This window comes from Allobosea sp. RCC_152_1 (genome assembly GCF_041360765.1).
Lineage (GTDB): Bacteria > Pseudomonadota > Alphaproteobacteria > Rhizobiales > Beijerinckiaceae > Allobosea > Allobosea spartocytisi.
In genome coordinates this window covers 92,914-118,121 of record NZ_JBFUPU010000008.1, presented here as the reverse complement: position 1 = coordinate 118,121, position 25,208 = coordinate 92,914, and the positions used below count along the sequence as shown (strand labels likewise).

Genomic DNA, 25,208 nt, shown 5'->3' with positions numbered 1-25,208 from the left:
CAGGCCAGCATATCCGAAAGGCCCCACGCCATGGTCCAGCCCTGCCCCTTCGTCGATGTCTCCGGCTCGCCCTATGAGCGCGGCCGCCAGCATGGCGCGGCCGTGCCGAGCCGCGTGAAGCGCTCGATCGAGCTCTATGGCGGCCAGCTCGGCGATCTCGGCTACGACGCCAAGGCCAAATCGGCCCTGATCGGCGAGTTCGCCCGCGAGATCGAGGCTTTCGGCGCGCATTACATCGAGGAGATGCGCGGCATCGCCGACGGCGCCGGCGTCGCGCTGGAAGACATCATCATGGTCAATGCCCGCACCGAGGTGATCGCCAAGGCGCGGATGGTCAAGAACAAGCCAGTCGAGGCCACGGAAGAGCTCGACGATGGCTGCACCGGCGCGATCATCCTGCCCGAGCGCAGCGCCAACGGCGAAGTCATCCACGGCCAGAACTGGGACTGGCGCGCCGAATGCGCGGAGACCGCGATCGTGCTGCGCGTGCGCCGCGACGACGGCCCGGACTTCCTCACCTTCGTCGAGGCCGGCGGCCTCGCCCGCTGCGGCATGAACGCGGCCGGCGTCTCGATCACCGCCAACTATCTCGAATGCGACCGCGACTTCAGCCAGACCGGCGTGCCGCTCGCCCTGATCCGCCGCAAGGTGCTGGAGCAGGAGCATCTCGCCTTCGCGATCAAGGCCGTGGCGGCGACGCCGAAGGCCTGCTCCAACAACATGATGCTCTCGACCGTCAAGGGCTTCGGCATCGATTTCGAATGCGCCCCGGACGAAGCCTTCCCGATCTACCCGGAAGACGGCATGATCGTGCATGCCAATCACTGGGTCGGCCAGATCGCGCTGACCAAGGTCAAGAACACCAGCATCCCGCGCGTGCCGGAGAGCTTCTACCGCGACTGGCGGGTCAAGAAGCTGCTGAATGAGGCCGGCCGCAAGCTGACGGTCGACGATCTCAAGCAGGCCCTCTTCGACGATTTCCTGACGCCCTATTCGGTCTGCCGTCCGGCCCGCCCGAACGAGCAGGGCAACCTCTCGGCCACCGTCGCGATGGTGATCATGCAGCCGGCCAAGGGGATCATGGAGGTCGCGCCGCTGCCCGCCCAGAACCGCGTCTTCACCCGCTACAGCCTGACCGAGGATCCGGTCCTGCTCGCCGAAGCGGCCGAATAGCCCGGCCACGCAGCGTTTTCGAGCGAAGCGGACGCCGCTTCACGTGCCGACAATGCGTCAGGAAAGACGGAGCGCTCCCCGCTCGGGAGAGGCGAGGGAGCGCTCCGATACCGCGTCACAACCGCATAAAAACAGGGGAACATGATGCGCCGAACCGCCACCGCCACTGCCCTTGCTGCCGCGCTCCTGTGCGGCGGCGTGCAGATCGCCGAGGCCAGCACGCTCAGGATCCAGCTTCGCGCCGACATCCGCTCGATCAATCCCGGCGTCAACCGCGATGCCAACACCGACGGCGTCGTGCTGCAGATGGTCGAGGGCCTCGTCGCCTATGGCGAGGATGCGCTGCCCAAGCCGCTGCTGGCCGAGAAGGTCGAGATCTCGCCGGACGGCAGGAGCTACACCTTCACGCTGCGCCAGGGCGTGAAGTTCCATAACGGCGCGCCGCTCACCGCAGCCGACGTGCTGTGGAGCTGGAACCGCTACATGGATCCGAAGACCGACTGGCGCTGCCTCTCGGAATTCGACGGCCGCGGCCTGGTCAAGGTCGAGACGGTCACGGCGCCCGACGACAAGACCGTGGTGTTCCAGCTCGACAAGCCGAGCGCGCTTTTCCTCTCCTCGCTCGCCCGCACCGACTGCGCCATGACCGGCATCCTCCACAAGGATTCGCTCAAGGCCGATGGCTCCTTCGACAAGCCGATCGGCACCGGCCCGTTCAAATTCGCGGAGTGGAAGCGCGGCGAATACATCAAGCTCGATCGCTTCGCCGATTACGCCTCGCTGCCCGGCACGATCGACGGGATGACCGGCGCCAAGAAGCCGCTGGTCGACGAGGTCCGCTTCGTCGTCATCCCCGACAACGCCACCGCCAAGGCTGCCCTGCTGCGCGGCGACATCGACGTTGTCCCCGACATCGCCAACTCCGACATCGCGGAGTTGAAGAAGAACGACAAGGTCAAGACCTCCGTCATCACCAGCATGAGCCTCGTCGGGCTGATCATCCAGACGCGCGACCCGCTGTTGCAGAACGTCAAGCTGCGCCAGGCCATTGCCGCCGCGATCGACGTCAAGGAACTGGTCGCGACCATCACCGACGGCCTCGGCACGCCGAACAATTCGATCATCCCGATGCTCTCCGCCTATTACGGCGCCGCGCAGAAGGAGGGCTGGGCATACGATCCGGCCGCCGCCAGGAAGCTTCTCGCCGAGGCCGGCTACAAGGGCGAGAAGATCGTGATGCTCGCCAACAAGCGCTACCCCGAAAGCTTCGACGCCGCCGTGGTCGCGCAGCAGATGCTGAAGGCGGTCGGCCTCAATGTCGAGATCGAGGTGCTGGAATGGGCGACGCAGCTCGACCGCTACACCAAGGGCAACTACCAGATGCAGGCCTTCCCCTATTCGGGCCGCATGGACCCGGCGCTGAGCTATGAATCGATGACCGGGCCGAAGGACAAGCAGCCGCGCAAGCTCTGGGACAATCCCGAGGTGCAGGCCCTGCTCGACAAGTCGATGGTCGTGAACGACCGCGCCGGGCGCCAGGCGATCTTCGACACGCTGCACCGGCGCTTCCTCGCGGAGGTGCCGATGGTGATGCTCTATAACGGCATCGTCGGCGGCGCGATGAGCGCCAAGACCCAGGGCTATGTCTCGACGGTGAGCTCGCTGCCCCGCGCCTGGGAAGTCACGGTCGGCGAATAACGGACCCTCCGCCTCCGGGCTTTCGCGCAAAGGCATGCCCGTTCAGGGCCTGCCGGACGACACGACAACAAGGGGAACGGGAATGATCCGCATTTCGGCTTCGGCATTGGCGCTCGCGCTGATTGGCGGCGCGGCACAGGCGCAGACCGTCAATGTCGCGCTCAATGCCGACATCCGCTCGACCAATCCGGGCGTCAACCGCGACGACAACACCGACGCCGTCGTGCTGCATATGGTCGAGGGCCTCGTCGGCTATCGCGAGAACGGCGCGGTTGCGCCGCTGCTGGCCGAGACCATCGACGTCTCCCAGGACGGCCTGACCTACACCTTCCACCTCCGCAAGGGCGTGAAGTTCCACAACGGCGCGGAGATGACCTCCGCCGACGTGCTGTGGAGCTGGAACCGCTACATGGACCCGAAGACCGACTGGCGCTGCAAGCCGGAATTCGACGGCAGGATCGGGCTCAAGGTCACGGAAGCGACCGCTCCTGATGCCGCGACCTTCGTGATGAAGCTGGAAAAGCCGAGCGCGCTCTTCCTCGACACCATGGCCCGCACCGATTGCGCGATGGTCGCGATCCTGCACAAGGATTCCGTGAAGCCCGACGGAAGCTGGGACAAGCCGATCGGCACCGGCCCGTTCCAGCTTGCCGACTGGCGCCGCGGCGAGTTCGTCCTGCTGAAGCGCTTCGACGATTATGTCTCGCCACCCGGCGACAAGCGCGACGGCTATGTCGGCTCCAAGCGGCCGCTCGTGCCGGAGGTGAAGTTCCTCGCCATCGCCGATGGCGCGACCGTCAAGGCCGGCATGATCTCGGGCGCGCTCGATGTCGCCGACGTTCCGGACCAGGATGTGCCGGAGATGCAGAAGACCGGCCTGCAGGTCCTGACCGCGCCGAGCGCCACCAAGCACACGATCCTGCTCCAGACCCGCGACCCGCTGCTGTCGAATGTGAAGATGCGCCAGGCGATCGCCTCCGCGCTCGATCTCGACGAGATCGTCGGCGCCGTCTCGAACGGGCTGGGCAAGACCAACAACTCGGCCGTCTACATCACCTCGCCCTATTACGACGAGGTCCAGAAGAAGCGTTACGCGCACGACCCCGCCCGGACGAAGAAGCTGCTCACGGAAGCCAGCTACAAGGGCGAGACGATCAAGCTGATCGCCAACAAGCGCGCGACCGTGCCGAGCTACCCCGTCGCGATCATGACGCAGGCGATGCTGGAAGCGGCCGGCATCAAGGCCGAAATCGAGATCCTGGAATGGGCGACGCAGCTCGACCGCTTCTCGAAGGGCAACTACCAGATGATGTCCTTCAGCTACTCGGCCCGGATCGATCCCGCCCAGAGCTACAACCAGTTCTCCGGCCCCAAGGACAACCTGCCCTCGAAGGTCTGGGACAGCCGCGAGGCCGATGCGCTGATCGAGAAGGCGACGCTGATCAATGACCAGGCCGAGCGGAAGAAGATCTTCGACCAGCTCCACACAATGATGCTGGCCGATGCGCCGCTGATCTTTCTCTACAATCAGGTCGACACCGCCGTGGTCTCGAAGCGCCTGCAGGGTTTCGCACCCTGGGTCGCCTCCAAGCCCCGGCTCTGGGAGGTCAGCCTCGCCAGGTGAGGTGGGGGCTTCCCGGCGCGGAAACGCTGCGGCTCACACCGGCACAGCCAGTGGCGGCACCAGCGTAGCCCCCTTGGCGACATGCGTCGCGACCAGGGCGGCAAGGCGGCCGGCGTCGCGCGCCTTCAGGGCCTCCATCATCGCATAGTGCTCGCGGTCGCTGCGCAGCAGAGATTCATGCGAGCTCCACACCGTGATCCGTGAGCCGCGCCCGCGATCGCGCAAGGCCCAGATCGTCTCCTGCAACACGGCATTTCCGCAGAAGGAGTACATCAGTTGATGGAAGGCGTGGTTGATCTCGCTCTGCTCGGTGCGGCTGCCGGTCAATACGGCCGCCGAGAACTGCGCCGCCAGTTCGTCGAGCCGCGCGATCCCGGCTTCGTCGATGCGCGCGACCGCTCTTTCCGCCGCCGCCGTCTCGAGCATGACCCGGATCGCGACGATCTCCTGATAGGTCTTCATGTCGATCTCGGCGACGCGGTAGCCCCGGTTCGGGACATGCTCGATCGTCTTGCGCACGGCGAGCTCGTCGAGGGCGCCGCGCACGTCGAAGCGCGTCGCCTCGAAACGTTCCTCCAAATCGATCTGGCGCAGCCATTCGCCCGGTCGATACATCCGCAGGCGGATGGCCTCCGCGATCGCATTGGCGAGGTCGGCCCGTCGGGTGCCGGTGTTTTTGCGTTTCCGCTCGGACGTCATGGCAGGCTCTCTAAAGCATTCTCGAGCGAAATCGACACCGGTTGGCGTAAACAAAATGGGGCAAATCAATGCTCTAGCAGGAATTGTCCGGCGCGGCAGAAGTTGGTTGCGGAACGGACCATAACATGCAACATAATTGGCGCCAATAATTTCACCAGAGGAGCAGGCCCGTGAGCGCCGTGGCAGAACAGACCGGCAAGCCGGAAGACGAGGCAGCCGCGCGCGGCAAGGCGCTCTACGAATACGGGCCGACCTCGATCTATTCGGCGAAGCACGATCCGCGCTTCCCCTACTGCCTCTATGTGCCGCCGAATCTCGGAAAGACCGGCGAGAAGCCGGAGCTGATCGTCGCGATGCACGGCACCGGCCGCGGCTTCACCGGCTATCGCGACGCCTTCTCGGCCTTCGCCCGCTGGAACAACTGCATCATCCTGGCACCGCTCTTCCCGATCGGCGTGATGGGCGACGGCTATCGCGACGGCTTCAAATACATGCGCGAAGGCAATCTCCGTTACGACCACGTCCTGCTCGCCATCGTCGACGAGGTCTGCGAGCGCTATCGTCTCGCCTTCGAGCGCTTCGGCCTGTTCGGCTATTCCGGCGGCGGCCATTTCGCCCATCGCTTCCTGATGCTCCAGCCGCACAGGCTCTGGGGCGTCTCGATCGGCGCGCCCGGCTCGGTGACCCTGCTCGATCCCAGCCGCGACTGGTGGGTCGGCACGCGCAACTTCGCCGAACTCTTCGGCCAGGAGCTCGACATCCCCGCCATGCGGAAGGTCGCGGTTCAGATGATCGTCGGCGCCGCCGATCTCGAGACCTGGGAGATCACCCACAAGCCCGGCGGCCGCAACTGGATGCCGGACGCCAACCATGCCGGCGCGACGCGGCCCGAGCGGCTGGCAAGCTTGCGCGACAACTTCGCGGAAAACGGCATCGCTGCCCGCTTCGACCTCGTGCCGAACACGCCGCATGACGGCCAGAAGGTCGTGCCGACCGTCGAGGATTTCTTCGCCGGCGAGCTCAAGAAGCTCCGCAGCGCCCGCAAGGCCGCCTGACGGCTAAACCGATAAGCATGTCGATCACGACAGCAACGACAACAGGGGAATGACCATGAACCGTCTGTTCGCTTCCGCCTTTGCGCTCGCCCTGTCGGCGGGCGCGCTCAACGCGCAAACGCTCACCGCCGTGCTCAATGCCGACATCCGCTCGACCAATCCCGGCGTGAACCGGGACGGCAACACCGACGCCGTCGAGATGCACATGGTCGAGGGCCTCGTCGGCTATGCCGAGGACGGCTCGGTCGGCCCGCTGCTGGCGGAAAAGGTCGAGATCTCGCCCGACGGCAAGACCTATACCTTCCGCCTGCGCAAGGGCGTGAAGTTCCATAACGGCGCGACCATGACCTCGGCCGACGTGCTGTGGAGCTGGAACCGCTACATGGACCCGAAGACCGACTGGCGCTGCCTCTCCGATCTCGACGGGCGCAGCGGCCTCAAGGTCGTCTCGGCCACGGCCCCGGATGCCGACACCTTCGTCATGGAGATCGACAAGCCGAACGGGCTCTTCCTCGACACGCTCGCCCGCCAGGATTGCGGCGGCACGGCCGTGATCCACAAGGATTCCGTCAAGGCCGACGGGAGCTGGGACAAGCCGGTCGGCACCGGCCCCTTCATGCTCGGCGAATGGAAGCGCGGTCAGTCGGTCCAGCTCCTCGCCTTCGACCAGTACGTCTCGCCGAAGGGCGACAAGCGCGATGGCTATATCGGCTCCAAGCGCCCGCTGGTGAAGGAAGCGCGCTTCCTGGTCATCCCTGATGCGGCGACGGTGAAAGCCGGCCTGCTCGCAGGCTCGCTCGACATGGCGCTGATGCCGGAATCGGACGTGCCCGACCTGAAGAACGCCCCCAATGTTACGCTGGCGATCGCCCCCAACCCGGTCCGCCACAGCCTGATCATCCAGACGCGCGACCCGCTGATGAAGAACCAGGCCCTGCGCCAGGCGATCGCCGCCGCGATCGACTTCCCCGAGCTCGTCGCCAATGTCAGCAACGGCCTCGGCAAGCCCAACAACTCGCCGGTCTACATGACCTCGAAATACTATGGCGAGGCCGAGAAGCAGGGCTTCAAATACGATCCCGCCGCGGCCAAGGCCCTGCTCCAGAAGGCCGGCTACAAGGGCGAGAAGATCACCATCCTCGCCAACAAGCGCTCCTCGGTGCCGAGCTTCAACACCGCGGTCATCGCCCAGGCGATGATGCAGGCGGTCGGCATCAACGCCGAGATCGAGGTCCTTGAGTGGGCGACGCAGCTCGACCGCTACAACAAGGGCAACTACCAGATGCAGGCCTTCTCCTATTCGAGCCGCTTCGACCCCGCGCTCGGCTTCGAGCAGATCTCCGGCCCGAAGGACAAGCAGCCGCGCAAAGTCTGGGAGGATCCCGAAGCGCTCGCCCTGATCGACAAGTCGATGGTGGTGACCGATCCGGCCGAGCGCCAGAAGCTCTTCGACGAATTGCACAAGCGCTTCATCGAGCAGGTGCCGACGATCTTCACCCATAACGATCTCGACATCATCGCCCATTCCAAGCGCGTGACCGGCGTGACGCCCTGGGCGTCGCAGCTGCGGCTCTGGGAAGTCAGCGTCGCCAAGTAGGCGGCTTCCGGGATCGTCGAGCTTGGGAGGCTTGCATGTTTCGCTTTGCGCTGACGCGGATAGGGATGGCGTTGCCGACGCTGCTGATCGTGGCGGTGTCGGTCTTCGTCCTGATCCGGCTGATTCCGGGTGATCCGGCGCAGTTGATGCTGGGCGATCTGGCGACGCCGGCGAGCCTCGCCGATCTGCGCGGCCGGCTCGGCCTCGACCAGAGCCTGCCGGTGCAGTTCGGCATCTGGTTCGGCCATGTCCTGCACGGCGATTTCGGCCAGTCGATCTCGTCGCAGCAGGCGGTGCTGCCGCTGATCCTGCAGCGTTTCGCGGTCAGCGCGCAGATCGTGCTCGTTGCCGTGCTGCTGGCGAGCCTGTTTGCCGTTCCGGCCGGCGTGATCGCCGCCTGGAAGCAGGATTCGTCCCTCGATATCGGCCTCGTCAGCGCCGCCACGCTGCTGCTCTCGATCCCGACCTTCTGGCTCGGCCTGCTGCTCCTGCTCTTCTTCGGCCTCAAGCTCGGCTGGCTGCCGGTCGTCGGCTATGTCTCGATCGCCGAGAACGCCAAGGCCGGCCTGCTCTACCTGATCATGCCGATCCTGACGCTGTTCCTGCACGAGATGGGCGTGATCCTGCGCATGGCGCGCGCCTCGACGCTGGAGGTGCTCCGGCTCGACTACATCACCCATGCCCGCGCCAAGGGCCTGAGCGAGAGCGCCGTGCTCTGGCGCCACGCCTTCAAGAACGCCTTCGGCCCGACCTGGACGCTGATCGGCCTCGTGCTCGGCAACCTGCTCGGCGGCATCGCGGTCGTCGAGACCGTCTTCACCATCCCCGGATTGGGCCGCCTGCTCGTCGATGCGATCTTCGCGCGCGACTACCCGGTCATCCAGGGCTGCATGCTCTTCGTCGCCTTCACCTATGTGCTGGTGAACCTCGTCATCGACCTCTGCTACCCGGTCTTCGATCCAAGGGTGACTGCGCAATGAGCGGCGACGGCACAATGACCCGCAGCAGCACGATGAGCGGCGAGCGCCGCCTGAAGCTCCCCGCCCCCAATGCGCTCGTCGGCGGCACGCTGATCGCGATCCTGCTCGCCGCCGCCGGCACCGGCGCGCTCTGGACGCCCTACGACCCGCTCAAGCTCTCCTTCCGCGAGAAGCTCGTGGCGCCCAATGCGCTGCACTGGCTCGGCACCGACGAGTTCGGCCGCGACGTGCTCTCGCGCCTGATGGCGGGTGCTGCGACGAGCGTGTGGATCAGCATCCTGACCGTGACGCTCGCCGTCGTGATGGGCACCACGATCGGCCTGTTCTCCGGCTATATGCGCGGCTGGACCGACCGCGTCATCATGGCCTTCAACGACGCACTGCTCGCCTTCCCCGGCATCCTGCTGGCGCTCGGCTTGCTTGCCGTGCTCGGCGCCAACAAATACGGCATCATCGTCGCGCTGGGCATCGCCTATACGCCCTCGGTGGCGCGCGTCGTACGCGGCACGGTGCTCTCGCTGCGCGAGCGCGAATTCATCGCAGCCTCCCGCGTCATGGGCAATGGCGAGGGCTTCACCATGCTCCGCCACATCCTGCCGAACTGCATCGCGCCGCTGACCGTGCTGGCGACCTCGATGTTCGGCTATGTGCTGCTGGCTGAGAGCGCGCTCTCCTTCCTCGGTCTCGGCGTGCCGCCGCCGGCCCCGACCTGGGGCAACATGCTCGCCGGTTCCCGGCCCTATATCGACCAGGCCGCCTGGCTCGGCATCTTCCCGGGCCTGTGCATCTCGCTGACCCTGCTCGGCATCAACCTGCTCGGCGACGCGCTGCGCGACAAGCTCGACCCACGGATGAGGGGCTCGCGATGACCACCAAAGCGTTTTCAAGCGAAGTGGGCGCCGGTTCGCGTGAAGAAAACGCGTCGAACAAGGCCGCTGCACCTCTTCTCGACGTAGCTGGCCTGACGCTGAAGATCGGCGCCAGCGGCCGCAGCGTCGTCAACGACGTCTCCTTCCAGGTCTTCCCGGGCGAGATCGTCGGCATCGTCGGCGAATCCGGCTCGGGCAAGACGCTCGCGGCCCGCGCCGTGATGGGTTTCATCCCGCCGGCCGTGCGCCTGACCGGCGGCGCCATCCGCTTCGAGGGCCAGGATGTGATGGCGATGTCGGGCAAGGATCTGCGCGCCATGCGCGGCTCCCGCGTCGGCATGGTCTTTCAGGAGCCGATGACCTCGCTCAACCCCTCCATGCTGATCGGCCGCCAGCTCGACGAGGGGCTTGAGCTGCATCGCAAGCTCGATGCCGCCGGGCGCAAGGCGCTGATCCTCGACATGCTCCGGCGCGTCGGCCTGCGCGATCCGGAAGGGGCGCTCGACTCCTACCCGCATCAGTTCTCGGGCGGCATGCGCCAGCGCATCATGCTGGCCTCCGTGATGCTGCTCAAGCCGGCTCTGCTCCTCGCCGATGAGCCGACCACCGCGCTCGACGCCGTGGTCCAGCGCGACGTGATGGAGCTGATGGTCGACCTGACCCAGGCCAACGACACCGCCGTGCTGCTGATCTCGCATGATCTCGGCATGGTCGCGCGCTATTGCAGCCGCATCGTCGTGATGTGCCAGGGCGACGTCGTCGAGCAGGGCTCGGCCGAGGACATCCTCGCCCGGCCGCAGCACCCCTACACCCGCAAGCTGCTGGCGGCGATGCCGCAGCGCCTGCCGGCCCGCTTCCTGCCGCAGGATCAGACCCCGATCGTCGCCGTGCGCGACCTCATCGTCGACTATCCCGGCCGGCAGGGCTTCTTCCGCAAGAGCGCGCCCAAGCGCGCCCTGCACGGCATCAGCATCGACGTGCAGCCGGGCGAGGTCGTCGCGGTGGTTGGCGGCTCCGGCTCGGGCAAGACGACGCTCGGCCAGTCGATCGCCGGGTTGGTCAAGCCCTCGGGCGGCGAGATCCTGTTCAACGGCAAGCCGATCGCGAAGAGCGACACCGCCTATTGGGACTACCGGCTCAACTGTCAGATGGTCTTCCAGGACCCCTATTCGTCGCTCGACCCGCGCATGACCATCGGCCAGCTCGTCGGCGAACCGCTACGGCTGGTCGAGGCGATGAGCGGCACGCAGAAGAAGGCCCGCGTCGCCGAGGTGCTGGCCGAGGTCGGGTTGAAGGACGGCTTCGCCGATCGCTATCCGCACGAGCTTTCCGGCGGCCAACGCCAGCGCGTCGCCATCGCCCGTGCCATCGTGCGGCGGCCGAGCTTCGTCATCGCCGACGAGCCGGTCTCGGCGCTCGACGTGACCGTGCGCGCGCAGGTGCTGGAACTCTTCGACGACCTGCAGAAGAAGCACGGCTTCTCCTGCCTGTTCATCAGCCACGATCTCGGCGTGGTCGAGCAGGTCGCCGACCGTGTCATCGTCATGCATGAGGGCCGCATCGTCGAGGAAGGTCCCCGCGACGACATCTTCGACAACCCGCAGCACGACTATACCAAGAAGCTGCTCTCGGCCGTGCCCGGCCTCGAAGGCACCGGCGACGGCGGCGTCAGGCTGTTCTGGCGATTGGGCGAGGGCGAGGCTCCCGCCTCGGCTTGAAAGCAGGCCGTCATGCTCGGGCTTGCCCCGAGCGTCTCGTGCCGGAGGAGGCTCCCCCACCTTCTTGTCCGGAGATTCTCGGGTCGGCGCTGACGCGACGCCCGAGAATGACGTGCAGGGAAGAACTCAGCCCTTGCGCTGCTTGGCGCCGACGAGTTCGTCCCATTTGCGGAAGGCGACGACCATCTTGTCGGGCTTCAGCGGCAGCTCGATCGGATTGTTGGCGATGAGCTCGGCATATTCCGGCCGGCCGAATTCCGCGATGACCTCCTGGCTGCGCTTCGGCGCCAGCGAGAGCGGCACGTTCTTCACCGCCGGGCCCGGATAGAGATAGCCCTCGTCATAGGAATAGGCCTGCATCTTCGGCTGCAGCACATGCGCCATGATGTCGAGCACGACGGCGAGGCGATCGTTCGGCACCCCCTTCGGCACGCACATGAAGAAGGCGTCCGAGACCCAATGGAAGCCCTTCAGCGTCTGGATCTTGGCTTCCTTCGGCACGATGCCGAGCGCGCGCGGGTTGATGTCCCAGCCCGTCGTCGAGATGATGATGTCACGCGAGCCGTCGCCGAACTCCTTCATCGTCGCGCCGGTGCCGGCCGGGTAATACTCGATGTGCTGGCCGAGTTCCTGCAGATAGGCCCAGGTCTTGTCCCAGCCGCCGACCGGATCCTGCGGGTCCTTGTCCCCCAGCAGATAGGGCAGGCCCATCATGAAGGTGCGGCCGGGTCCCGAATTGGTCGGGCGCGCATACATGAACTTGTTGGGATGGGCCTTGGCCCAGGCCAGCAGCTCCTCCGCCGTGGTCGGCACCTGTTTGACGCGGTCGGGCATGTATTCGAGCAGCGGGCCGGACGGGTAATAGTTCATCACCACGCCGAAGCCCGCACCTTGCGCCTTGTGCAGGTTGAGCGCCGCCGGCTCGTAGTTCTCCTCGAGACCGGGGAACTTGTCGGCGAAATCCGGGAAGATCTTGAGCCAGAGATTCTGCTCGAGCCCGGCCGCGAGGCCGTCCGAACCGGTCAGCACGAGGTCGAGATCGGAGCGGCCGGCATCCTGCTGCGCCTTGATCTTGCTCGCAAGCTCCGGCGCCGGCGCCTTCACATAGGTGATGCGCGAGACCAGCTTGGGGTTGGCGCTGCGATAATCGTCGAAAGCCTGCTGCATCAGCGCCAGCGCCCCGCCGACATCGATGATGTTGATCGCGACCGGCGCGGAAGGCAGCGGCGGCGAAGCGGCGAAGGCGCCGCTCGCTCCGGTCGCCAGCGCCCCGAGCCCTCCGAGGATGGCGCGGCGATCGATACCCTTCGAGAATTCCGTCATGGTTCTCCCCTTTTGTTTGATGGTGACGTCTTCAGGCCGCTGCGGGTGCAGCAAATTCGCGCGTGATGTCGCCGACCCGGACGCTGCGCACCCGCAATTCCGGCGACCATGCGATCTCGCTCTCCGGCAAGGCGATGCCGGCCTTCTCCAAGGCTCCCGCGATCGCGGCGAGCGCATGGGTCGAGGCCATCGCCACCGCCTCCTCCGGCGTCGCGATGCCCCAGGCGACGACGTTGCGCACGGCGTCGTCGAGCTTGAGCGCCGAACCTGCGAGCGAAACGCCGCCGGGCTGGCGCACCGAGCCGTCAGCCGCCAGATCGACCGGCATGCCGGCGAAGCTGTAGCGCCCCGGCTCGGCGCCGGCCGCCACGACCGCGTCGGTGACCAGGATCGAGCGTTCGAGCCCCTTGGCCCGGATCAGGCTCTTCAGCGCCTTCGGATGGATATGGATGCCGTCGGCGATGAAGCCCGCCATCAGCCGGTCCTCCGCGAGCTGCGCGAAGAGCGGGTTGACCAGCTTGTGCATCTGCTGCGGCAGGCCGTTGCCGAGATGGGTCGAGAGCGTCGCGCCGGCATCGGCCGCCGCCGCCACGATCTCGAAATCCACCGCCGCATGGCCGATGGCGACGACCTTGCCCATGCCAGCCAACGCAGCCACGAGCGCGATTCCGCCCGCGACCTCGGGAGCCAGCGTCACCATCAGGATCGGCCGCGCGAGGCCTTGCTCCAGCTTCGCGATCAGGCCGGCATCCGCCGCCGTCATCGCCTCAGGCGGATGGCAGCCGGCATAGCCGCCGGTCGGATTGAGGAACGGCCCCTCCAGATGATAGCCGGGGCACATCAGCGGCCCGAGGCGGCTCTCAGCGACCGCCTTGTCGAGCGCCGCGAAGCGCGCTTCCAGCTCGTGGGGATGCGCGGTGATGATCGTTGGCAGGCAAGTGGTGACGCCGGTCGCCAGCATCGCCTCCAGCGCCCGGTCGAGCTCGGCGGCCGTGATCGTCCCGGAATTGAAGTCGACCCCGGCGAAGCCGTTGACCTGGAGATCGACAAGGCCGGGCGTGCGCATCCCTCAGCCCTTCCGGGTCAGCAGCGCGGCGGCGGCCGGATCGATGAAGAGCACGGTGCGCGGATGCGTCTGCAGGATCGAGGCGGGGCTGAGATTGCTGACCGGCCCTTCCAGCGCCGCCTTCGTGGCCTCGGCCTTGCGGGTGTCGGAAACCGAGAGCACGATCAATTCGCTCTTCAGGATCTGGCGGATGCTCATCGAGATCGCCTGCTGCGGCACCGCCTCGAAGCTCGGGAACCAGCCCTCGCCGAATTGCTGGCGCCGGCAGGCCTCGTCCAGCTCCACAACGATATAGGGCTCTTCCGTCTCGAAATCGGCCGGCGGATCGTTGAAGGCGAGGTGGCAGTTCTCGCCAATGCCGGCGAAGCAGACGCAGATGCGCCGGCCGGCGATCAGGCCGCTCAGCGCCTTCGCATTCGCCTGCGGATCCCCCTCGCCATCGACGGGAACGAAGCGCGGCGCATCGTTCAGCGGCGCCATGAAGCGCAGGCGCAGATAGCGCCGGAAGCTCGCCGGATGCGTCTCGGGCAGGCCGACATATTCGTCGAGATGGAAGGCGGTGACCTTCGACCAGTCGATGCCCTCGGCCTTGACCAGATGCGACAGCATCTCGAACTGGCTCGCGCCGGTCGCGACGACGATCGAGGCTTCCCCGTCACGTGCGATCGTCTCGCGGATCGCTTGTGCGCCCAGCGCCGCCGCCTGCCGGCCGAGAAGATCCTTGTCGGAGGCGACATGCATCTCGATCATCGATTTTTGAACCTTTTGCGAGCTAAAATTTCCGATATTCTGGCACTGAGCTTCACCAAGGCCGCTCCGGAACGCAATGATTAATTTTGAACGCAACCGTTCTGAAATACGGCGCTCGTTCCCGAAGCTGCCATGAGTCTGATCGCGCTCGACGAAACACGCTTCGGACTGGCGCATCAGCGCGACTGCGCTCGTGCCTATGGCTTGATCCTCGCCGGCCAGGCCCATTCGCGCGGCGACCTCAGCCGCCTGCTCGACCTGCGCTCGACCAGCACCTCGCGCGTGGTCGGGGATCTGGTGGCGCGCCGCCTCGTCATCGAAACGACCGGCGAAGCCACGGGCCGCGGCCGCCCCTCCGCCATCCTGCTGGCCCATAATCGACGGATCGGCGCCTCCGTCATCCATGTCTCCAGCCAATCCCTGTTCGGCGCGCTGGTCGATCTCAGCGGGCATCTGGTCACCGAGCGCCCCATGCCGATCGAGGCGGAGGCCAGCAACGAGACCATCGCCGAAGCCATGGCCGCGCTGGCGCGGACCCTGCTGGAGGCGATGCCGCCCGGCATGAGCCATGCCGGCACGGCGGTCTCACTCTCCGGCCTGATCGACCTGCGCCGCGGCCAATGGCTTTTGGCCTCGCGCTGGCCGCGGATGCGCGGGCTCGATGTCGAAGCGGTCCTTGCGCCCATCGCCGGGCCGGTCGAGATCTGCCGCAATCTCGATGCCGAGCTGCGCGCCCGTGCCGCCCGCGATCCCGAGCAGTTCGCCGGCGGCACGCTCCTGCTGCATTGGGGCTGGGGCATCGGCCTCGCCTATGCCGAAGACGGCAGGCCCTTCGCCCCGGCCGGCTCCTTCGGCGAGCTCGGCCATTGGCGGCTGGCCGCGCTGGGGGACCGGCCCTGCGGCTGCGGCAATACCGGCTGCCTCGAGACCGGCGCCGCGCTCTGGGCACTGCTCCCGGCCTTGCGCCGGCATTGGCCGGCGCTCGACGAGGACGAGAAGCGCCTGTCCCGCCAGTTCGCCCGGCTCGACCTCCTCGCCTTGCCGGAGATCGACACGGCCTGCCGGACCTTGGCGCGGGCGCTGGCCAATGCCTGCCGATTATTGTTTCCGGCCCGCATCGCGGTCAGCGGTCCCTTCGCCAGCAATCCGCAACTTTGGGCGCATTTCAATGCGCTGTTCCGGGCCGAGGGGACCATGGACGGCTTCGCCGTGCCGGACCTCGTCAGCGTCGATGCCAGCCAGCTCTATGAGATCCACGGCGCTGCTGCCCCGCTTCTGAGCCGGGCCGCCGAAGCGCTGCTGCTGAATTCGTCCTGAAGCACGCTCCGGTTTCGACAAATGGATGCCGGCCATGCGCAGGAATGCGCTTGTTGGCACCGAAAGTAGTGCACTAGTATCCCAGCGTAAGGGCTCCGCGGCGTCGCTCATGACGTCAGAAGAGAGCCGCGAACCCAGGGAGAGAACATGACACATCCGACACGACGCACCGTCATGGCCGGCGCGGCCGGCCTCGCCGCGCTCAAGGCTGGAGGCGCCTTCGCGCAAGCCGCATCCGGCCCCGTCGCGCTCAACATCATCGATGTCGCCGGCAATCTCCAGCTGACCCAGGCGGCCATCGAACGCTTCGGCAAGGAAAATCCGAAGCTGATCTCGCGGCTGAACTTCTCGCGCGCGCCCTCGCCGGAGCTGCCGGGTAAGCTCAAGGCGCAGCAGGCGGCCAACCGCGTCGATATCGACCTCGTGCTGACCGGCCCCGGCGCCATGTCGGACGGCATCCAGCAGGGGCTCTGGGTCGATGTCTGGAAATCGCATGCCGCGAGCCTGCCCAAGGCCGAGGAGATCTATCACGAGCAGGCGCTGATGATGCAGCGCAACTTCGGCCAGAACGAGGGCGTCGCCGTGGTCTACTCGCCCTCCGGCCCGCTCTTCGAATATGCGCCGGACCGGCTCAAGACCGTGCCGAAGACGGCCGAGGACCTCCTCGCCTATGTGAAGCAGAACCCGAAGCGCTTCACCTATGCCCGCCCCGTCAATTCCGGCCCCGGCTGGACCTGGCTGCAGGGCCTGCCCTACATCCTCGGCGATTCCGACCCGAGCGACCCGATGAAGGGCTGGGACAAGAGCTGGGCCTATCTCAAGGAGCTCGGCACCGGCATCGACTATTACCCCGGCGGCACCGCCGCGACGATGAAGGAGCTCGGCGAAGGCACCCGCGACGTCATCGTCTCGACGCTGGGCTGGGACATCAACCCGCGCGCGCTCGGCATCGTGCCGAAGGAGGCCAAGGTCTTCGTTCTCGACAAGACCCATTGGATTCCCGACACGCAGTTCATGTGCATCCCGAAGGGCACTGCGGCCGAGAAGATGCCGGCCCTGCTCGCGCTGATGTCCTACATGCTGAAGCCGGAGGCGCAGGCCTTCACCTTCGACAAGGGCTATTTCTATCCCGGCCCGGCGGTGAAGGGCGTCACCCTGGCGCAGGCGCCGCAGGAGAGCCGCGACGTGCTCGCCGAATTCGGCCGCCCCGAATACGACAAGCTGATCGAGACCCTGCCGACCCGGCCGCCGCTGACGCCGGAGCGCCTCGTCGCCGCCTTCCGCCGCTGGGACCAGGAGGTCGGCGTCGGCCACGGGGCGCCGCAATAGGAGCTATCCGGCATGCGCTTCGCCGCCATCGGCCTCGACCACCGCCATATCTACCATATGGTCGGTGGTCTCCTCGCAGCCGGCGCGACCTGCGTCGGCTTCGATCCCGCGACCAGTGACGAGCGGGTGCTCGACGGTTTCCGCGAGCGCTTCCCGACCCTGCCAGAGGTGAGCGCGGACCGGCTGATCGACGATCCCGCGATCGATCTCATCCTCTGCGCCGCCATCCCTGCTGAGCGCGCCGCCATCGCCATCCGCGCGATGCGGGCGGGCAAGGACGTCATGGTCGACAAGCCCGGCGTCACCGATTTCGACCAGCTCGCCGCGGTCGAGCAGGCGGCAGCGGAGACCGGGCGCATCTTCTCGGTCTGCTTCTCCGAGCGCTTCATCGTTCCCGCAACGATTATAGCCGGCAAACTGATTGCCGACGGCGCGATCGGCCGCGTCGTCCAGACGCTCGGCCTCGGGCCGCATCGCTTCAACCGGGCGATCCGGCCGGGCTGGTTCTTCGACAAGCGCCATTATGGCGGCATCCTGACCGATATCGCCTCGCATCAGATCGACCAGTTCCTGCACTTCACCGGCTCGGACGATGCGGCAATCGTCGCCTCCGGCATCGGCCATTTCGGTGGGCCGGACGTCCCCGATTTCGAGGATTTCGGCGAGATCCTGCTGCGCAGCGACAAGGCCGGCGGCTATATCCGCGTCGACTGGTTCACCGCTGACGGCCTGCCCACTTGGGGCGACGGGCGCCTCACCATCCTCGGCACCGAGGGCACCATCGAATTGCGCAAATATGTCGACATCGCCGGCCGGCCGGGCACCGACCATGTCTTCCTCGTCGACAAGGCCGGCACCCGCCATATCGATGCCTCGCGCGAGCCGCTGACCTATTTTCGCGACCTGATCGTGGATATCGGCGCCCGCAGCGAGACGGCCGTGAGCCAGCGCCACACCTTCACCGTCTGCCGCCTCGCCCTGGAGGCGCAGGCGAAGGCGGCCCGGCTGCCGGTGCGGCCTGAAGCGCGATCCTGAGGAAACGCCATGACACGCAAGCTCGGCATCGCCGTGATCGGGCTCGGGCCCGCCTCCCTGCCGCACTCGAAGAGCCTCGTCGATCTGGCCGGCCGTGCCGAAGTGCGCTGGGCGGTCAGCCGCACGCCGGACCGTGCCAAGGCCTATGCGCAACAATTTCCGTTTCCGACCACGACCGATCTCGATGCCGTGCTGGCGGACCCCACCGTCGACGCCGCCATCGTGCTCACGCCGCCCTCGAGCCATCTCGACGTCTCCGCCCTCTGCCTTGAAGCCGGCAAACATGTTCTGGTCGAAAAGCCTCTGGAGCTGACCAGCGAGCGCGGCCAGCGCCTCGTCGACACCGCCCGCCGCACCGGGAAAACCTTCGGCGTCACGCTGCAGCATCGCTTCCGGCCGGCGAGCCTGCGCCTCAAGGCTGCGCTCGATTCCGGCGAACTCGGCAGCATCGAGGCCGCGTTCCTGACCGTGCCCTGGTGGCGTCCGCAGAGCTATTACGACGAGCCGGGCCGCGGCACGCTGGCCCGCGACGGCGGCGGCGTGCTGCTGACCCAGGCGATCCATTCGCTCGATCTGTTCCGCTCCCTCGTCGGCGTCTCCAAGGTCGTGGCGGCGCAGGCGCGCACCACCGCCATCCATCGCATGGAAACGGAAGACTACGTCTCCGCTCTGCTCGAAACCGGCAACGGCGCCCCCGCGACCCTCGTCACCACCACCGCCGCCTATCCAGGCTATCCTGAGCGCATCGAGATCACCGGCACGAAGGGCTTCGCCTCTCTGATCGGCGGACGGCTTCGCCTCGCCTTCCTCGACGGGCGCGAGGAGGTGGTCGAGGCCGAGGGCTCGACCGGCAGCGGCGCCAACATCATGGATTTCCCGCACGACGCCCACCGCGCCGTCATCGCCGACTTCCTCGACGCGATCGAACAAGGCCGCGATCCCGCCGTCTCCGGCGAGGAGGCCTTGGCCTCGCAGCGGCTCGTCGACGAAATCTTGCAGGCGGCGCGCCGCACCGCTTGACTTGTATCTGATTTGTATCTTCCTATACGGCATCCCGCCGGGAATGCCGCATGATCCGTTATCAGGAGATCGCCCATAGTCTCGAACTCGGCCTTGCGGCCGGGGGCGACGTTTCTCGGGCAATCCCCTCCGAGCACGAGCTTTGCGAACGCTACGGCGCGAGCCGCACCACGATCCGTGCCGCACTGAAGCAGTTGCAGGACCAGGGGCTGATCGAACGCCGGCAGGGCAAGGGCACCTTCTACCGGCCGCGCCACATCACAAAACATCTCGGCAGCATCGTCGACTTCCATAGCGAGGCCCGGATGGCCGGCCGCGTGCCGAAGACGCGGGTGCTCGCTCTCGCCACCCGCGCGGCGACGCCGGCCGAGTTCACCTTGTTCGGCGCCGACATCGCCCGCGACGGTATCGTCGACCTGCTGCGCCTGCGTAGCCTCGACGACCAGCCGGCCGTGCTGCAACGCTCGCGCCTCGGCGCCGGCGTGCTCGGCTCGGTGAGACCGGATGAGTTGATGGATGCCTCGCTCTACCGCTACCTCGCCGAATGCCGCGGCATCCATGTCGCGACCGTCGAGGAGACGCTGGAACCGCTCGCGGCCGAGTCCGAAGACGCCGGCCATCTCGGCATCCCCTCGGGCACCGCGATCTTCCGCTCGCAGCGCATCGCCCGCGACGCGGTCGGCGGCGTGATCGAGGTCAGCGACAACCTGATCCGCGGCGACATCTACCGCTTCACCATCCGCCGGCAGGTCGGGAGCGTCACTCCATGAGCGTGGTCCTCGCCTGCGATCTCGGCGGCACCAGCTTCCGCGCCGCGCTTGTCGACGCGCAAGGGCGCACACGCGCCGAAAGCGTCATCATCGGCCCGACGCTGATCGACCGCATGGGCTGGTCTGAAGTCGATGCCGAAGCCTGGTGGACGATTCTTTGTGAAGCGGCCGCCAAGCTCGCGGAGGCCGAGCCCGAACTGTTCGGCGCGATCGAAGGCATCGCCATCTGCGGCGTCACCCGCACGCAGGTCTTTCTCGGCCGCGACGGGCGCCAGCTCAGGCCGGCGATCACCTGGAAGGACACCCGTTCGGAAGCGGCCGCCGCCCGTCTGCGCGACCGGCTTGGCGCCCATCCCGAAGCCGAACGCATCAATGCCTTCCATCCGCTGGCGCGCCTCGCCTGGCTGGCCGAGGAGGAGGAAGCGAGCTTCCGGGCGCTGGCCAGCGTGCTGGAGCCGAAGGACTGGCTGAATTTCCGCCTCACCGGCCGGCAGGCGGGCGACCCCGTCTCGATGGCGCGGCTGATGGCCTGCACCGAGGTGGCGGGAGATGGCGACGCGCTCTCGGCCCTCGGCCTGAAGCCTTCGATCATTCCACCGGCACTGGAACCTTGCGAGGTGCTTGGGCCGGTCCAGCCGGGTCTGCCCGGCGCGCTCGGGCGATTGGCGGGTGTGCCGGTCTTCTGCTCGTCCAGCGATACCTGGGTCGCCGTGACCGGGCTGGGCGCGATGCGGCCCGGCTTCGCCTACAACATCTCCGGCACCACCGAAGTCCTCGGCGTCGTCGGCGAGCAGGCCGCTGCCACTGAGGGCCTGCTGACGGTCGACTGGCGCGGACTCTGGCAGCTCGGCGGTCCCAGCCAGAACGGCGCCGACACCGCCGCCTGGCTAGTGTCCCTGCTCGGCGGCACGGAGCGCGGCTTCGCGGATGTCGGCGACGGCATCGGCAAGCTGCTCGCCGGGCGGCGCCATCCGCAGCCATTGGTCTTCCTGCCCTATCTCCAGGGCGAGCGCGTGCCTTATTGGAACCCGGCCTTGCGCGGCGCCTTCCTCGGACTTGGCCGCCAGCATGGCGCGACAGATCTCGCTTTTGCCGTTCTGGAAGGTGTCGCCTGCCTCAACCGCATCGTGCTGGAACGGGCCGAGGCCGCGCTCGGCGCCCCGGTCGGCGAGATCCGATTCGGCGGCGGTGCCGCTTCCAACCCGGTCTGGGCGCAGATCAAGGCCGATCTCTGCAATCGCCCGGTCGTGGTCGGTGCCGCGAAGGAACCCGGCCTGCTCGGCGCCGCCATCATCGCCTGGACGGGGCTCGGCCGCTTCCCCTCGCTCGCGGCGGCGCAGGAGGCGCTCGTCACCCCCGCCCGGCGCTACGAACCTGATCCGGCTCGTCGCGAAGCCTATGACGCCCTGTTTGCCGTCTTCCGCCGGGCCGAGGTCGCGCTCGCGCCGATCTCGGCCGATCTCGCCGGGCTCTCGCGCAGCGCCGGCAGCCTGCCCGGCATCCATGCCACGCCATCGTCTCCGTAAGGACCCGACGCCATGAAGACCCTCGTCCAGACCGAATATGGCCGCGACCATCTGCTGGTCGGCTGCGTCCATACGCTCGCCCTGCCCGGCACGCCGCTCTACGACCGCAGCGGCGGCATGCGGAAGATCGTCAAGCAGGCGAAGGAAGAGGCCCGGATCCTGGAGGAGGCCGGCTTCCACGCTTTGCTCTACACCAATGAATCCGACATGCCCTATGAGGCCAACATGCCGGTCGAGGTCGTCGCGGCGATGACCGAGGTGATCGCCGAATGCCAGGCGCAGACGAAGCTGCCGCACGGCGTCAACATGCTGATCGACCCGCCCGCCTCCATCGCCGTCGCCCATGCCACGGGCGGGCGCTTCGTGCGCGCCTTCCTGACCGGGCTGCTCGCCGGCGATATCGGCATGATGACGCCGGACGGCGCCCGCGCCTTGCGCCTGCGCGCCAATCTCGGCGCGGAGAACATCCGCATCATCTGCAACGTCACGCCCGGCTTCTCGATCAATCTCGACACGCGCCCCGTCGAGCAGCATGCCTCGGGCGCGGTCTTCATCGGGCTCGCGGATGTCGTCTGCGTCGGCGGCCCGGCCGCCGGCAAGGAGGCGGACATCTCGGTGATCGAGCGGGTTGCGAAGCAGGTCCCGGATACCCCCGTCGCGGTCGGTACCGGCGTCGCCGAGGAGAATATCGCCCGGCTCTCGGAGGTCGCCGACATCTTCATCATCGGCACCTCGATCAAGAAAGACCGCCAGACCCTGAATCCGGTCGACCCGAAGCGCGCCCACGCCCTGGTGCGCGCCTATGAAGCCCGCAAGGCGGCCTGAGATGACCAGGCCCACCACGACCAAGCCCGTCACGCTCATCACCGGCGCCTCCGGCGGCATCGGCTCGGTCCTCGCCACGACGCTCGCGGCTGCCGGCCACCGCCTCCTGCTCTGCGGGCTCGATCAGGCCGGGCTCGATGTGCTCTCCGCCGACATCACGGCCGCAGGCGGCGAAGCGCAAACGCTGGCCGGCGATGTCCGCGAGCGCGACTTCGCGCAGGCGGCGATCGATCTCGCCGCCACGCGCTTCGGCCGGCTCGACCATCTCGTGACCGGCGCCGGCGCCTCGCGCCCCGTGCCGCTGGTCGAGATGGAGGATGACGAGTGGGACAGGCTCGTCGACATCAACCTTTCGGCCGTCTTCCGCATCTCGAAAGCCGCCGCCCGCCAGATGATCGATCAGGGCGAGGGCGGTTCGATCGTCCACATCTCCTCGATCGCCCACAGCAATGGCGGCGCCAATCTCGCCTATGGCTCGGCCAAGGGCGGCGTCGCGACCCTCACCTACGGCATGGCCCAGCAGCTCGGGCCGCATGGAATCCGCGTGAATGCGGTTGCGCCGGGCATCATCGATACGCCAATGGTGCGCAACGGATTCGCTCAGCAGTTCAACGCGCTGGTCGAGGGCGCGGCGCAGCGGACGCCGCTGGGAAGACTGGGACGGCCCGAGGATGTCGCCAACGTGATCGCTTTCCTGCTTTCGGACGGCGCCGCCTTCGTCACCGGCGCGCTCATCCCGATCACCGGCGGCATCGAGATCCTGTCGCCGATCTCGACCATCGCGAAGGGAGCCTGAACCGGATGGGCGGCGTCCACCTGCGCGAATTGATCGGCCGCTACGGCACGGCGCTCGCCGGGCTGGCGCTGATCCTGTTCTTCCTGATCTTCGCGCCGAATTTCGCTACGGCGACCAATATCATCAACGTGCTGAAGGATACGAGCTTCCTCGCCATCCTGGCGCTGGGTTTCACGCTTGCCTTCATCGTGGCTGAGCTCGATCTCTCCGTCGCCGAGGTCGCGAGCCTTGCCGCGGTGGTCTGCGGCTGGCTGATCAAGCTCCAGTATCCTCCGGCCGCAGCGGTGGCGACGGCGCTGGCAGTCGGCGTGGTCTTCGGCACGCTCAATGGCTTCGGGGTGACGCGGCTGCGCATCCCCTCCCTGATCATGACGCTGAGCACCGGCGCCATCGCGCGGGGCTGCGCCTTCATGATCACGCAGGGCGTCGCCTTCACCGGCCGCTGGCCGATCCAGTTCACTGGGCTGGCGCGCGGCACCAGCTTCGGCATTCCCAATCTCGTGCTCTGGCTGGCGGGCGCCACGCTCTTCGCCTGGGGGCTGGTCAAATGGACCCGCACCGGCGCCCATATGGTCGCGACCGGCGAGGCGGACGAGGCAGCGCGGCTCGCCGGCATCGCGACCGCGCGGATGAAGCGCATCGGCCTCCTGCTCGCCGGCGTCTTCGCCGGCATCATGGCGGTGCTGCTCGCCGCCAACCTGTCCTCGGCCGCGCCGAACATGGCGGGCGACTACCTGCTCTATGCCATCGCCGCCGTGCTGCTCGGCATGACCATGTTCGAGCCCGGCAAGCCCAACGTGCCCGGCACGGTCTTCGCGGCGCTGGTGCTCAAGGTGCTCGGCAATGGCTTGGTGCTGCTCGGCGCCGCCTATTACGTTCAGGACATCATGCTCGGCGCGATCATGATCGGCTCCGTCGCCTTCTCGGCCAGCGCGATCCGGAAGGTGGCGTTCAAGGTCTGACATCCAGAATCTGCGCTCAAAGAAACAGAAGAGGGGAGTTCACATGTTCGGTTTGCGCAAAATGCTGGTCGCGGCGGCCGCGCTCCTGGCGCTTGGCCAATCCGCCGGCGCCTTCGAGCTCGGCGTCATCGGCTTCCAGTTCTCGTCGGAGACGCATGCCCGCGTCGCCAACGCGGCGGCTGCAGCCGCCAAGGCCAAGGGCTGGAACGTCACGCTGCTGAACTCGGAAGGCGCGCTGCCCAAGCACGCCGAGCAGTTCGACGCGCTGATCGCCAAGAAGGTCGACGCCATCATCATCGCCATGGGCAAGCCGGTCGAGGCCGACGCCCAGTTCAAGGCGGCCAAGGATGCCGGCATCCCGGTCATCACCGTGCAATCGGGGTCGAGCCCGCATGCGCTCTTCGACATCCAGTCGAACGAATACAAGATCGGCGCCGATGCCGCGCTCTACCTGCTCGGCCAGCTCGGCTACCAGGGCAACATCCTGACCTCGCGCTTCGACCTCAACGTCGCCTCGCGCATCCGCGGCAAGATTCTCGACGCGGTGCTCTCCGAGAACCAGGCGGTGAAGGAGCTCGGCAAGTTCTCGATGGGCCGCACCCAGAGCTGGCGCGACGATGTCCGCTCCGGCATGCAGGCGCTGCTCCTGCAGAACCAGGGCAAGGTCAACGGCATCTGGGCCTCCTTCGACGGGCAGGCCTACATCATTGACGACCTGCTGCAGGCGCAAGGGGTGAAGAAGGGCCAGATCCCGCTCGTCTCGGTCGATGGCGGCCAGGAGAGCTATGAGCGCATCGCCGACCCCAGCTCGACCTTCATGGCGACCGTCGCCGTGCCTTTCGAGGAGATGGGCAAGAAGGCGGTCGACGCAATCCAGACCATCGTCGTCGAGAAGAAGCCGAAGGAGACCGTCGCCAGCGGCCCCTATCTCTTCATGGACGCCGTGCTCGTCGACAAGAACAACGTCCAGCAGTTCCTGAAGAAGTGAGTGCTCTTCCTTCTCCCCTCGGGGGAGAAGGTGGCTCGACGAAGTCGAGACGGATGAGGGGTCGTGCTGCGATTTCCGGTTTGCGTCG

The 25,208-nt window shown here is 67.0% G+C and carries 22 protein-coding genes; 18 read left to right on the top strand and 4 right to left on the bottom strand.

Going from position 1 to position 25,208, the window contains the following annotated elements:
- Positions 1–30 precede the first annotated feature (30 nt).
- The 3 genes from AB6806_RS22955 to AB6806_RS22945 all read left to right on the top strand — a co-directional run bounded on the left by AB6806_RS22955 (position 31) and on the right by AB6806_RS22945 (position 4,495).
- Positions 31–1,173, top strand: coding sequence for a C45 family autoproteolytic acyltransferase/hydolase (locus AB6806_RS22955; protein WP_113254363.1), 1,143 nt, complete (start codon positions 31–33; stop codon positions 1,171–1,173).
- A 141-nt stretch (positions 1,174–1,314) separates the two neighbouring features.
- On the top strand, positions 1,315–2,871 hold the full coding sequence (locus AB6806_RS22950; RefSeq protein WP_142022793.1) for an ABC transporter substrate-binding protein: 1,557 nt from the start codon (positions 1,315–1,317) through the stop codon (positions 2,869–2,871).
- A gap of 82 nt (positions 2,872–2,953) precedes the next feature.
- Positions 2,954–4,495 carry an ABC transporter substrate-binding protein gene (locus tag AB6806_RS22945; RefSeq protein ID WP_142022792.1) on the top strand — a complete coding sequence of 514 codons (1,542 nt, stop codon included), beginning with the start codon at positions 2,954–2,956 and terminating at the stop codon, positions 4,493–4,495.
- A gap of 33 nt (positions 4,496–4,528) precedes the next feature.
- On the opposite strand, the gene AB6806_RS22940 is transcribed toward AB6806_RS22945, so the two are convergent.
- Positions 4,529–5,194, bottom strand: a complete 666-nt coding sequence (locus AB6806_RS22940; RefSeq protein ID WP_142022791.1) for a GntR family transcriptional regulator — start codon at positions 5,192–5,194, stop codon at positions 4,529–4,531.
- 170 nt (positions 5,195–5,364) lie between these two features.
- Here AB6806_RS22940 and AB6806_RS22935 point away from each other — a divergent pair, with 170 nt between their 5' ends.
- The 5 genes from AB6806_RS22935 to AB6806_RS22915 are packed head-to-tail and all read left to right on the top strand — an operon-like array spanning position 5,365 to position 11,413.
- Positions 5,365–6,249: an alpha/beta hydrolase family protein gene (locus AB6806_RS22935; protein WP_370955612.1), complete on the top strand. Its 885-nt coding sequence runs from the start codon at positions 5,365–5,367 to the stop codon at positions 6,247–6,249.
- Between the two features lie 55 nt (positions 6,250–6,304).
- Entirely contained in the window at positions 6,305–7,846 is a 1,542-nt protein-coding gene (locus tag AB6806_RS22930) for an ABC transporter substrate-binding protein (RefSeq protein WP_370955611.1), read from the top strand.
- Between the two features lie 35 nt (positions 7,847–7,881).
- Positions 7,882–8,826: an ABC transporter permease gene (locus AB6806_RS22925; RefSeq protein WP_038362793.1), complete on the top strand. Its 945-nt coding sequence runs from the start codon at positions 7,882–7,884 to the stop codon at positions 8,824–8,826.
- 50 nt (positions 8,827–8,876) lie between these two features.
- Entirely contained in the window at positions 8,877–9,695 is an 819-nt protein-coding gene (locus AB6806_RS22920; RefSeq protein WP_038364018.1) for an ABC transporter permease, read from the top strand.
- On the top strand, positions 9,692–11,413 hold the full coding sequence (locus tag AB6806_RS22915) for an ABC transporter ATP-binding protein (RefSeq protein ID WP_142022789.1): 1,722 nt from the start codon (positions 9,692–9,694) through the stop codon (positions 11,411–11,413). Before AB6806_RS22920 ends, AB6806_RS22915 begins: the two co-directional genes overlap by 4 nt.
- A 126-nt stretch (positions 11,414–11,539) precedes the next feature.
- Here the strand turns inward: AB6806_RS22915 and AB6806_RS22910 are convergent, their stop codons facing one another.
- From AB6806_RS22910 to AB6806_RS22900, 3 genes are read right to left on the bottom strand one after another with little or no spacing between them, the layout of a single operon-like run.
- Positions 11,540–12,736 carry an extracellular solute-binding protein gene (locus AB6806_RS22910; RefSeq protein WP_370955610.1) on the bottom strand — a complete coding sequence of 399 codons (1,197 nt, stop codon included), beginning with the start codon at positions 12,734–12,736 and terminating at the stop codon, positions 11,540–11,542.
- A gap of 31 nt (positions 12,737–12,767) precedes the next feature.
- Positions 12,768–13,802 (bottom strand): N-acetylglucosamine-6-phosphate deacetylase, encoded by a 1,035-nt coding sequence (locus tag AB6806_RS22905; RefSeq protein WP_142022787.1) that lies wholly within the window; start codon positions 13,800–13,802, stop codon positions 12,768–12,770.
- Between the two features lie 3 nt (positions 13,803–13,805).
- The gene (locus AB6806_RS22900; RefSeq protein ID WP_142022786.1) at positions 13,806–14,552 is read right to left on the bottom strand and encodes a glucosamine-6-phosphate deaminase; all 747 of its coding nucleotides are present in this window, start codon (positions 14,550–14,552) and stop codon (positions 13,806–13,808) included.
- A 132-nt stretch (positions 14,553–14,684) separates the two neighbouring features.
- Between AB6806_RS22900 and AB6806_RS22895 the strand changes: the two genes are divergently transcribed.
- From AB6806_RS22895 to AB6806_RS22850, 10 genes are all read left to right on the top strand, one after another.
- The gene (locus AB6806_RS22895; protein ID WP_142022785.1) at positions 14,685–15,869 is read left to right on the top strand and encodes an ROK family protein; all 1,185 of its coding nucleotides are present in this window, start codon (positions 14,685–14,687) and stop codon (positions 15,867–15,869) included.
- Between the two features lie 147 nt (positions 15,870–16,016).
- Positions 16,017–17,198: an extracellular solute-binding protein gene (locus AB6806_RS22890; protein ID WP_142022784.1), complete on the top strand. Its 1,182-nt coding sequence runs from the start codon at positions 16,017–16,019 to the stop codon at positions 17,196–17,198.
- 12 nt (positions 17,199–17,210) lie between these two features.
- Complete coding sequence (locus AB6806_RS22885) at positions 17,211–18,233, top strand: Gfo/Idh/MocA family protein (protein ID WP_142022783.1); 1,023 nt, start codon at positions 17,211–17,213, stop codon at positions 18,231–18,233.
- Between the two features lie 9 nt (positions 18,234–18,242).
- Positions 18,243–19,253 carry a Gfo/Idh/MocA family protein gene (locus AB6806_RS22880; RefSeq protein WP_370955609.1) on the top strand — a complete coding sequence of 337 codons (1,011 nt, stop codon included), beginning with the start codon at positions 18,243–18,245 and terminating at the stop codon, positions 19,251–19,253.
- A 50-nt stretch (positions 19,254–19,303) separates the two neighbouring features.
- Entirely contained in the window at positions 19,304–20,023 is a 720-nt protein-coding gene (locus AB6806_RS22875; protein ID WP_142022781.1) for a GntR family transcriptional regulator, read from the top strand.
- Entirely contained in the window at positions 20,020–21,549 is a 1,530-nt protein-coding gene (locus tag AB6806_RS22870) for a xylulokinase (protein WP_142022780.1), read from the top strand. Before AB6806_RS22875 ends, AB6806_RS22870 begins: the two co-directional genes overlap by 4 nt.
- A 12-nt stretch (positions 21,550–21,561) precedes the next feature.
- Complete coding sequence (locus AB6806_RS22865; RefSeq protein ID WP_038362777.1) at positions 21,562–22,374, top strand: BtpA/SgcQ family protein; 813 nt, start codon at positions 21,562–21,564, stop codon at positions 22,372–22,374.
- A gap of 1 nt (position 22,375) precedes the next feature.
- Complete coding sequence (locus AB6806_RS22860; RefSeq protein ID WP_185748009.1) at positions 22,376–23,170, top strand: SDR family NAD(P)-dependent oxidoreductase; 795 nt, start codon at positions 22,376–22,378, stop codon at positions 23,168–23,170.
- Positions 23,171–23,175: 5 nt separating this feature from the next.
- On the top strand, positions 23,176–24,132 hold the full coding sequence (locus tag AB6806_RS22855; protein ID WP_210245687.1) for an ABC transporter permease: 957 nt from the start codon (positions 23,176–23,178) through the stop codon (positions 24,130–24,132).
- A gap of 43 nt (positions 24,133–24,175) precedes the next feature.
- Complete coding sequence (locus tag AB6806_RS22850; RefSeq protein WP_370955608.1) at positions 24,176–25,120, top strand: sugar ABC transporter substrate-binding protein; 945 nt, start codon at positions 24,176–24,178, stop codon at positions 25,118–25,120.
- Positions 25,121–25,208 lie beyond the last annotated feature (88 nt).